The 10,728-nt window shown below is 38.1% G+C and carries 9 protein-coding genes and 1 rRNA gene; 3 read left to right on the top strand and 7 right to left on the bottom strand.

The features are described 5' to 3' along the window. Both FCI53_RS20330 and FCI53_RS20335 read right to left on the bottom strand, forming a co-directional pair. Positions 1 to 217, bottom strand: a 16S ribosomal RNA gene (locus tag FCI53_RS20330); the annotation flags it as partial. 474 nt (positions 218 to 691) lie between these two features. After that, positions 692 to 1,564, bottom strand: coding sequence for a nucleotidyltransferase-like protein (locus FCI53_RS20335; RefSeq protein ID WP_138420820.1), 873 nt, complete (start codon positions 1,562 to 1,564; stop codon positions 692 to 694). Between the two features lie 540 nt (positions 1,565 to 2,104). Between FCI53_RS20335 and FCI53_RS20340 the strand changes: the two genes are divergently transcribed. After that, the gene (locus FCI53_RS20340) at positions 2,105 to 2,470 is read left to right on the top strand and encodes a YgzB family protein (protein ID WP_138420821.1); all 366 of its coding nucleotides are present in this window, start codon (positions 2,105 to 2,107) and stop codon (positions 2,468 to 2,470) included. 43 nt (positions 2,471 to 2,513) lie between these two features. Here FCI53_RS20340 and perR read toward each other — a convergent pair whose 3' ends face one another. From perR to FCI53_RS20360, 4 genes are all read right to left on the bottom strand, one after another. Then, entirely contained in the window at positions 2,514 to 2,960 is a 447-nt protein-coding gene (gene perR, locus FCI53_RS20345) for a peroxide-responsive transcriptional repressor PerR (protein WP_425457206.1), read from the bottom strand. 152 nt (positions 2,961 to 3,112) lie between these two features. Then, complete coding sequence (locus FCI53_RS20350; RefSeq protein ID WP_138420823.1) at positions 3,113 to 3,673, bottom strand: cob(I)yrinic acid a,c-diamide adenosyltransferase; 561 nt, start codon at positions 3,671 to 3,673, stop codon at positions 3,113 to 3,115. 298 nt (positions 3,674 to 3,971) lie between these two features. Then, on the bottom strand, positions 3,972 to 4,442 hold the full coding sequence (bcp, locus tag FCI53_RS20355; protein ID WP_138420824.1) for a thioredoxin-dependent thiol peroxidase: 471 nt from the start codon (positions 4,440 to 4,442) through the stop codon (positions 3,972 to 3,974). A 55-nt stretch (positions 4,443 to 4,497) separates the two neighbouring features. After that, on the bottom strand, positions 4,498 to 4,947 hold the full coding sequence (locus tag FCI53_RS20360) for a potassium channel family protein (protein WP_138420825.1): 450 nt from the start codon (positions 4,945 to 4,947) through the stop codon (positions 4,498 to 4,500). Positions 4,948 to 5,601: 654 nt separating this feature from the next. Between FCI53_RS20360 and FCI53_RS20365 the strand changes: the two genes are divergently transcribed. Beyond that, the gene (locus FCI53_RS20365; RefSeq protein ID WP_138420826.1) at positions 5,602 to 6,894 is read left to right on the top strand and encodes a glutamate-1-semialdehyde 2,1-aminomutase; all 1,293 of its coding nucleotides are present in this window, start codon (positions 5,602 to 5,604) and stop codon (positions 6,892 to 6,894) included. Between the two features lie 373 nt (positions 6,895 to 7,267). Here the strand turns inward: FCI53_RS20365 and FCI53_RS20370 are convergent, their stop codons facing one another. Then, positions 7,268 to 8,710, bottom strand: coding sequence for an MFS transporter (locus FCI53_RS20370; protein WP_138420827.1), 1,443 nt, complete (start codon positions 8,708 to 8,710; stop codon positions 7,268 to 7,270). A 697-nt stretch (positions 8,711 to 9,407) separates the two neighbouring features. Between FCI53_RS20370 and FCI53_RS20375 the strand changes: the two genes are divergently transcribed. Next, the gene (locus FCI53_RS20375) at positions 9,408 to 10,481 is read left to right on the top strand and encodes an FUSC family protein (RefSeq protein ID WP_138420828.1); all 1,074 of its coding nucleotides are present in this window, start codon (positions 9,408 to 9,410) and stop codon (positions 10,479 to 10,481) included. Positions 10,482 to 10,728 lie beyond the last annotated feature (247 nt).

Raw genomic sequence — 10,728 nt, forward strand, 5'->3', positions numbered from 1 at the left:
TTCATTCATGCGAATAAAAGTATTATCTGGTATTAGCTCACGTTTCCGCGAGTTATCCCAATCTTACAGGCAGGTTGCCCACGTGTTACTCACCCGTCCGCCGCTCGTTCCACAAGCGCACACCCCGGAGGGTGATTGCTTGCTTCCCGCGCTCGACTTGCATGTATTAGGCACGCCGCCAGCGTTCGTCCTGAGCCAAGATCAAACTCTCCATAAAATAATGAGCTTGCTTGCTCGTTTCAAAAACTAGCTTTTAAAAATTGATTCGAGGTAGTCTGTTTCAAATAAATGAAACGTCTTACCCGATCTGTTTCATACTGGTTGTTTTGTTCAGTTTTCAAAGATCAAATGTTGTTTCGCAACAACTTTTACATTGTATCAAGTTGCTGTTGTTAAGTCAACAACTTTTTTAATTTGTTTTTAGCCGCTTGTTGAAGCGACATTTATTAATATATCATGTATCCCAACGATATGTCAACAATTCTTTTTCAAAAACAAATTTACGTTGTCGTGTTGACGACGGATATAAATATACCATGCATCAAATAAAGAGTCAACAACATTTCGAAAAAAACTTATTAACTAACTGATAAGCGTTAAGGCGAAGACAAAAACGTAAATGCCATTAGCCTTAACCACTACATCGAACTATTCATCTCCGCTTAAATACAATACTTAAAACATTGTTCCTTTATTGCCTACTCACTTTATACTTTCTATGGTAAATTCCTTCTCCTTTTGTTTCAACACGAACTACATCAATTATACCCTTATTAACTAGATATTCAACCATCGAAGTAAGATCCATCGCATATGCACTTATGTCAGGATGTACTTTCAAGTCACCAAAACTCCATGGCTCATCTGACGTATTCATTATCTCTAATAAATGTTTCGCTGATTCTTTGGCGCGTGTACTAACTGCAAATTCAGTTGCTAACAACATTAGCTCGATTCTTTTGTCTATTTCCTCATCACTATTTATTAGTTCTTCAAATAATTTATAAGTTTCAATATCAATCCGTTTCACTTGGCTCCAAACAATCACTTCCGGATGATACCCTTTTTCAATGATAGATAAGCGTCCTAGATAATGTAAAGAACGAAGCATTCTACTATAAGCATCTAAATATTGTTTGGATTCATATAAATCTCTTGCTTCTTGGTAACTTCGAGTCAATTTGGCGAATTCAATTGCTAATTTTAGTTTTCGCCTATCAGTAGGAAAATTGCTAAGTGTTTGTTTTAAATTCGATACATATTCATTCCGATCAAACACCGTTTGCCCATTGATCACCCATTCAACCGCACGTCGGTAGGTACTTGTATCAATCCAACACTTTAACTGTTCTTCATCCACCACATGCATAGCAGCTGCTTTTCCATCAAACTCATAATGTTTTACAAGCCAAGACTGTTCAGCTTCTGACATAATGACCAGTAATATGACATCAAAATTATCCGTGATCGGACTGATCGGTTTATTCTTTTCAATGATTAATATTCCTAATGTATTAGGATTACTAGCTCTTTCCTGATAAATAGGACGTAATAAATCTTCCATTGTACTTCCCCCATTAAAGTAATTACTAGTAGCCGAACGTCAATTGGCTAAAAGGTTTATCATTCACTTAAATACAAGTGAGTTAAAGTTGACACTTCTCTCAGTGTTTTTTCTCTGCCTACTGAGTGTTCGTAACTCAAAGGAGATCCGCAGGCCCTTGAACCATCCGGGGTGTTAGCATCCGTTAAAATCCACTTGAAAATCTCCGTTATGAAGTGAGAGTCTTACGGACGATTGCACCGAAATTATATTCGCACCAATCCTTTAGTTGAAGTTGTTCTACATTTCTACACGCACACGGCTGTATGGCACACCTTTTCAAAAAAACTAATCGTTCATAACCAAAATTGAATCAACAGTTTCAAGCAATCATTCTATTTTAAATTCCTTTTTGCTTCTATAGAAAAAACAAGTTAGACACTATATTTCGATAATTATAATCAAAATCCTTTTTTAAATCGTTATTTTTTTGTACACTTAATTTTAACAACTATATAACTCGTCAACTGGGGATTGGATTTATACAAGCGAGGTGGGATGATGGCTTTACAGTACTCGAACAAAATTAATAAAATCCGTACATTTGCTTTGAGTTTGATTTTTATTGGATTTGGGGTCATGTATATTGGGATCCTATCCAAAAGCGTTGAATGGTTAATGGTATTATTCTTTATTCTTGGCATGCTATGTATTGTATTTAGTACCGTTGTGTATTTCTGGATTGGGATGTTATCAACAAAGGCGGTTCAAATCGTCTGCCCTTCCTGTGATAAGCCGACCAAAATGATAGGACGTGTCGATGCATGTATGCACTGTAGACAGCCCCTAACATTAGATAAAGATCTTGAAGGTGAAGAATTCGACGAAAAATATAATTCGAAACAATACCAAAAACAAAAAAAATAACATAAAAGGGTCCCTCTTCAGGAAGAAAAGGGATCCTTTTATGTTATTGAGTAACCTTTTGCTTTTCTTCTTGACAGCTCTTACACACACCATAAATTTCCATTCGATGATGACTTACATTAAAGCCTGTCACTTGCTCTGCTAATGACTCTACTTCATCAAGACTCGGGTAATGAAAATCAACAATCTTTCCACAAGACTCACATATGATGTGATAATGCTTTGATGTGTTACAATCGAACCGACTGGATGCATCGCCATAGGTTAATTCGCGAACGAGACCAATCTCGCGAAACACGCGTAAATTATTATATACTGTGGCAACACTCATATTTGGGAATTTTCCTTCTAGAGCCTTGTAAATATCATCTGCGGTAGGATGGATCTCTGCATTTAAAAGATATTCTAATACCGCATGACGTTGTGGGGTTATTCTAACTCCAGCTTCTTTTAGTTGCCCAACCGCTTCTTGAAGTCTACTATCCGTCACCGTCATGCACCTCACTTTCAGCTATAGGTTTTACATATACGCTTCTAATTATTTTTCTAATACTGTTATTATATTATAATTCTTACAATTAGTCTAACCGTAGCAGAAACTTTATGTCAATAAAAGTATATTAAGATAAGGAATCATTTATACTAGTCATTTATGCGCAAAGGAATCTCTTTACCTCCACACTTCTGATTAACAAACCTTGCTGCCACAAATAAGAAGTCAGATAAACGATTTAAATAAGCTAACACGAGGGATGACCCCAATTCATCTTTTAATACCACTGCTGTTCTTTCCGCTCGTCGAATAATTGTCCTCGCTGTATGTAATCCCGCTGCAGTTGGATGGCCAGATGGCAGGATAAACTGTTTTAATGGCGCTAACTCGCTATCCCATTGATCGATTTGTTTTTCTAAGTCTTGAACATGCGCCTCTGTTAGTTTCCACTTCACTTCTTTATCACTAGGCGTGGAAAGTTCGGCACCAACATGAAATAAAACAGACTGGATCCGGTGCATACTATCGATAAACTCCTGCTTGTCTTCCCAGTTCACTTCTGCATGAAGATAACTAATCGCTAAACCAATCATCGAATTCGCTTCATCACATGTTCCATACGCCTCGACACGAATATCGTTTTTAGCGACACGTTTGCCATACACTAACGATGTGGTTCCCTCGTCCCCTGTTTTTGTATATATACGCATTGTAATACCTCCATTAACTGATCACTGAAAAACCAAACCTATTTTACCACAAAAGGAACTGTATCCGAATAACAAACCCTTAGACTATAATAGTTTGCTTCTTTTCGTTAACGTATATTTTGCGGCTTTTCCTACATGTGTTTAAAGCACAAAAAAAGACACAAGGCATAAACCTTGTGTCGAAAAAAAGAGGGGAGGTTTCAGGGTTATAGTTTATTAATATGTAGCTCCCCTCCTGTTTGTATAGAAAGTTTGCCTAGTCATAAGGAATTTTTTAAGCGGATTTTTTTCAAAACTATTAGCTTAAGTTTTCGCGAATAAATTGTAACGCCTCTTCCACATGACCTTTCACTTTTACTTTGCGGTATTCTTTTTGCAAGACACCTTGTTTATCGATAATAAAAGTAGAACGTTCGATGCCCATATATTCTTTGCCAAAGTTTTTCTTTAATTTCCAAGCACCATAATCCTCTGCCAACTTGTGATCTTCATCAACTAATAGCTGGAACGGTAAGTCATGCTTTTCAATAAATTTCTTATGGCTTTCTTCCGAATCAGGGCTAACACCTAAAATGACCGCATCCAAATCGGCAAAACTTTCATGGTGATCACGGAAATCACATGCTTCTGTCGTACAACCCGGTGTATTATCTTTAGGGTAAAAATAAAGCACGACATGTTTACCTTTATAATCTGAAAGTTTTACTGTTTCTCCATTATTTGTTTTTAATTCAAAATCTGGTGCAGGTTTTCCTACTTCAATACTCATCATAGTCCCTCCAAATTTCTATTGTTACTATTAGAGTAACGAAACAACGGAAAACTTACAAATAATCAATACCGCGCTGTCGATACGTTTTATCATCATCGTCCGAACGCTTGGAACGTTCCCATATCTTTAAAAAGAATGCCGTCGGTAAGATATAACCAATCATTGCTTCTATTAACGCTAACAACCTTCCCCAACCAATCGGTGTAATATCTCCATATCCCACTGTCATCAAGGTAACACCACTAAAATAAAGGGAATGGGATAAAGATTCCAATGCACTAATATCCTGCAATACACCACCTTCGATTAAGATGACTCCATTAAACGATAAAACAAAATAGAGCAACCCAAAACTAATTAACACAATGAAATAAACAAGAATTAACGTATAAAATATTTCATATGAAAAATAACTTCGTTGGTAGGATTTCTCAAATACAAATGAATATAAACTAATTCCCAATAAGATAAAAATTAAAATAACGGAGACTGTGGCAACCAAATCAATTCTCCTCTCACAGACATTCTAGGATAGCTTGTTTCCCTTTCTACTTCTATATCTACGGCAAACCTTTCCGAGTGATGCCTAATAACTCTTTTTTCTATGCTTTTTTGTTGTCATTTGCAAATTGTCATTACACGCCTGTTTCGGATATTTCCCTCAATCCAGGGTACGTTTTGATGCTTTTCTTTTACCGGTTTCGGCTTTTCACCCCAATCCAGGGCACGTTTTAACGCTTTTCTTTTACCGGTTTCTACTTTTCGCACCAATCCAGGGCACGTTTCAACGCGTTTCTTTTACTGGTTTCGGCTTTTTACCGCAATCCAGGGCACGTTTTAACGCTTTTCTTTTACCGGTTTCGGCTTTTCGCTTCAATCCTGGACACGTTTTCAACGATTGTTAACAACACTCTACTTCTCCCTTCTCTAACTAGTTGTTCGATTTTGTTTCCTGTTAACAAGTGCTATAATAAGCTCTAGAGTCAATTTACCCCGGTGCAACCGTCCGTAAGACTCCCACTTCAAAAACATGATATACAAAGAGATGTTTAAGTGGGAATTAACGGACGCTAACACCCCGATTGGTTCAACTAACCTCAGTGGGGAAAGAGCAAGAACCCCACTGAGTGAAGTTTCACTTTATGGAGGGAATAAAATGAATTTTACTAACTCTGAGAAGTTACATACAGAAGCACTAGAACATATCGTCGGTGGCGTGAATTCTCCATCGCGTGCCTTTAAAGGCGTTGGTGGTGGCACACCTGTTTATATGGAAAAAGGCGACGGGGCATATTTCTGGGATGTCGATGGTAATAAATATATCGATTTCCTTGGGGCGTATGGTCCGATTATTACTGGACATGCTCATCCACATATTACGGAGGCGATTACCAAGGCGGCTCATAATGGCGTTCTGTACGGAACACCGACCGTACTTGAAAACACGTTTGCTAAAATGCTTAAAGAAGCGATTCCGTCATTGGACAAAGTCCGTTTTGTTAATTCGGGAACAGAGGCAGTTATGACAACGATCCGTGTCGCACGAGCATATACCAACCGCGACAAAGTCATTAAATTTGCCGGTTGCTATCATGGACATTTCGACCAAGTACTTGTCCAAGCAGGTTCAGGACCATCAACACTAGGGAGCCCAGATTCAGCTGGGGTTACCAAGACGACCGCGCAAGATGTCATCACAGTACCGTTCAATGATATTGAAGCATATAAGGAAGCACTAGCTGTTTGGGGAGATCAGGTTGCTGCCGTGCTTGTTGAGCCAATCGTTGGCAACTTCGGGATTGTCGAACCGAAACCAGGGTTCCTTGAGCAGGTTAATGAACTAACACACGATGCTGGAGCATTAGTAATCTATGATGAAGTGATCACCGCGTTCCGTTTCACCTATGGAAGTGCCCAACAAATCGTTGGTGTAGAACCAGATATGACAGCAATGGGTAAAATCATTGGTGGCGGCCTTCCGATTGGTGCTTATGGTGGTAAAAAGGAAATCATGGAACAAGTTGCACCACTTGGACCAGCTTACCAGGCAGGTACGATGGCAGGAAATCCTGCTTCCATGTCTGCAGGAATTGCTTGCTTAGAAGTATTGAAACAAGAAGGTACGTATGAAAAGTTAGACCGTCTTGGCGCGATGTTAGAAGAAGGCATTTTAAAACATGCGGCAGAAAACAACATCACTGTAACGGTTAACCGTCTAAAAGGTGCCTTAACCGTATACTTTACAGATGAAAAAGTAGAAAACTACGCCCAAGCAGAAGCAACCAATGGTGATCAGTTTGCGCAATTTTTCAAACTGATGCTTAATCAAGGCATCAATTTAGCCCCTTCTAAATACGAGGCGTGGTTCCTTACAACCGCACACACGGAACAAGATATTGAAGAAACATTAAAAGCTGTTAATGAGGCGTTTAAACAGATGAACAACTAACCTTGTGTTAAAGAGACGATCCTAATGAAGGATGGTCTCTTTTTCGTTCAAAAAAGCTTCGGTCTAGTCAGTAACACACTTTATGCGCGACAAAGTGGTTCCTCATTCCTCTATTTAACTCAAAAACACCTTTTTCCACGACCAAGTGGGTCCTCATTCCGTTATTTACTTATAAAACGCTACAATTCCTGTCTTTTTCCACATATAACGGAACCTCGATCCGTTTGCAACCCTATTTGGGTCTTTTTAGGCGCTTTAGCGGAATGAGGATCCGATTCGTTTCTCTATTACTACTTCGCGGGGCCTCATTCCTCTATTCCCGCCAAAAAACAAAAAAACAGAGTGCAACAACCACGCACTCTGTTTCCTCTATTTATTTTTTCATTAACGAATGATCTCTATCTTCACCAACATTTCCTAATGCAATCTCATCTCTAATCTTAGGCATGAATTTTTCGTAGTTTAATAGCGTTACCGTTATAAACATTAGAACGATCATTAACAACGGGAAGTAGATAAACATCGACTTAATGGCAAAAATCGCACCATCTGGTTGCACGGATGCATTGGCTACATATCCACCAAATTGTAGTGCCCAGCCGACTAAGGCAGCTGTTAAACCTTGTCCAATCTTCATACCAGCACTCGTTAAACTAAATACGGAACCTTGAACCGGAACTCCTGACTCCCAATAAACGAGGTCACCGACATCCGCTACAATTGCACTAAGTCCAGCCTGCAACAGAACAAGTCCAAGTGCATTGATGACGGTTGCAACAACAAGTCCAATTAGGTGTTCAGAAAAGAAGATCATCGCACCGGTTCCTAGTACAGAAACTAGCAATCCTGCATTTACACTTTGCCTTAATCCATATAGCCCAACAATTTTAGGCGCGAAGAACAGCCCAATGATTAATGGTAAAAGTGATGCTGTACTAAGAATCCCCATCACGTCTGGGTTATCAAAGATATATGTTGCATAGTAGATTCTTGCACCTGTTTCCGTTTGTCTTAAATACCATAGTAAATATAATACGATTGAAAGGTTAAAGTATTTATTTGAGAATAACACTTTGATAATCGGAATAAAGGATGTTTTTTGCGTTTTGTCTTTCTTTTCTGCGACATTTCGTTCTTTTACAAACCAGCCAGTTATCATCAATGGAACCGCACACAAAATGGCATAAATCGCTGCTGTCCATGTCCAACCTTGCTGTCCGCCACCGAATCCGCTTACTAAAACGGTTGTAAAGGAACTGATCGATAATACGGCAATGTTTGCAAAAATAAAGCGGATACTCCCTAGTGATACACGATCCTTTTCGTCTGTTGTCATAAATGATGTTAGTGATGAATAGGCAACATTATTCGCTGTATAGAAAATAACTGAAATTAAGAAATAGATGATAAATACATAGACAATTTTTCCTGTTTGACCTAATCCAGCCGGTACATTAAATAGTGAGAACGTTAACAAACCAAGAATTGGTGCAGTGATGACTACCCATGGTTTTGCTTTTCCCCAACGAGATTTGGTGTTATCAATAACAGTTCCCATAAAAATATCACTAAATCCATCAAATACTCGAGCTAGCAATATAATTGTACCAATGATACCAGCACTCATTCCAACTGTATCCGTCATATAAATCGTGATAAATGATGCAATAAATGTCCAACTATAGTTCGCCCCAAAATCACCTAAACCAAACGTTAATTTCTCCATCATTTTCAGTTTCGGTGTTTTTCCTGGACGTGAATGATGCTGTGACGGTTGTCCTTCCTGTTCATATGATTCTAATTTGTAATTTTCCATTTTAATCCCACCTATTCAAATTAAACGCTTTCAGTTTTAGTTCATTTTTTTACATGTTGTTACATATGAGATTCTCACATTTACTAGATACAGGACAAAAAAGGCCCTGTACTAGTATTTAGAACAAAATACTTGGATGGTTTCGACTATTAAAAATTGTACAATTTTATCCGATCAACCTATAAAATTAATGTGTTTTGTAACGGTTTACATGTATATATTAACACTCGAAACTTAGTTTGTCCATTAAATGAACAAACAAAATGATTTTTTCACACTTTTGTCATGATTTAGGGAAATGTCACTTATTGGTTATTTTCTCCTTGTCATTACCAGTGTTGGGCTGAACTAACAGGGTTTATGTAGTGGGAATTGAGCCGCAAACCTAGCGAGTTAAGATTAAATTTATTAATTCTACTAGTATACCATCCAGAATAATTGAAAAGAAGAATCATTCATGCTAGTATAGTTCTGAAAATTATCAATTTTCACTCATACTTTATACCATGACTTCCCTTCGAAGTATGAGACTTTGGCTTTTGCAGATGATTGCAAAAGCCTTTTTTTATTTAGCTAGTTTCCCCTAATTTCTATCGTTGGAAAGTTATTTTATTTGCTCATCCGAGGACGAATCAGACATTATTTGCTATACTTTTGAATAACCTAACAAAACAGATTCGGTTAAAGGATGATCATCATGAAACTTGGAGCACGCATGCTGAAAACAGGACTTGCTGTAGCAGCTGCCATGTACTTAGCAACATTGCTCGGATTTGCGTCAGCCGTTTTTGCTGGGATTGCGGCAGTTTTTGCTATTCAGCCATCCATCTATCGTTCCTTCCAAACGATTATTGAACAATTGCAAGCCAATATTCTTGGTGTCACAGCAGCGACGATCGTCGTGTTCACACTTGGGAACGACCCGTTTGTGATTGGATTTACCATCGTCATAATCATTGGTATTTGTATGAAGCTTAGAATGACAGAAAGTACGATTTCATTAGCAATTGTTGCGATCATTGCCGTCATGGAGTCGACAGAAATGGAAATTATTCATTTTGCCTTATTACGATTTTCTGCTTTAACACTCGGTATTTTTTCCGCTTTTATAGTGAATTTATTGTTTTTACCACCAAAGTACGAAACAAAGCTTTTCCAACGTATTGATCGGGCGAATGCTGATATTTTGCAATGGCTCCGGGTAACGACAAGACATTTGTCTGACGAACCCGCATTAAAAGGGGAAATAGCTCGAATTGAGGAAGAAATGACGAAAATTGATCAAACGTACTTACTCTTTTCTGAAGAACGCACCTATTTAAAGAAGCGGCGTTTATCAAAGGCAAGAAAGCTGATTCTTTTCAGGCAACTAATCGCCACGACGAAAAAATCATTTGAGGTATTAAAAACATTCCATCAGTTAAATGAGAAAATCGAAACAATCCCAACTTCCTTCCACACAATATTAGTAGAGGAATTGGATAAAGTGATTCATTCTCATGAAAAGTTAATCTTAAGTTCCATGGGAAGAATCAAACAAAGACATAAGCAAACACTGCAAGCAATTGATGAACCAAACATTCACAAACTAGTGGATAATTTAATTCAAGTGTACCATGAGGATGAGCGTAATCGACTTAGTCTATTACCACTTGCCTCACAGTTAATGGAATACAACCAACACTTAAAACATTTACAGAAACTGCTCAAGAGTTATCAACAATACCATAAAACAGAGCATTTGGAAGTAATGAAACGAGATTCTTTGTAGCGAAAACATTCTTACGATCTGCCTTGTTGTCAACGCAGATCGGTTGCGACGGACATTTGTTCCGTTATGTCACTTAAATCGACCCAAATGGCCAGAATTTTTATTAAATAACGCACTAGATGGACCTCTGTCAAGAAAGTGGACACCAAAATAACGAAAAGTTGTTTAATATTGGTCGTGCAGAGACTTTTCTTAACTTTTTAAGATCATAGATGATGCCGTGGAAGCGTCAAGCCCAGCCCGCTTG

Origin of the sequence: Aquibacillus sediminis (genome assembly GCF_005870085.1) — a bacterium.
Lineage (GTDB): Bacteria > Bacillota > Bacilli > Bacillales > Amphibacillaceae > Aquibacillus_E > Aquibacillus_E sediminis.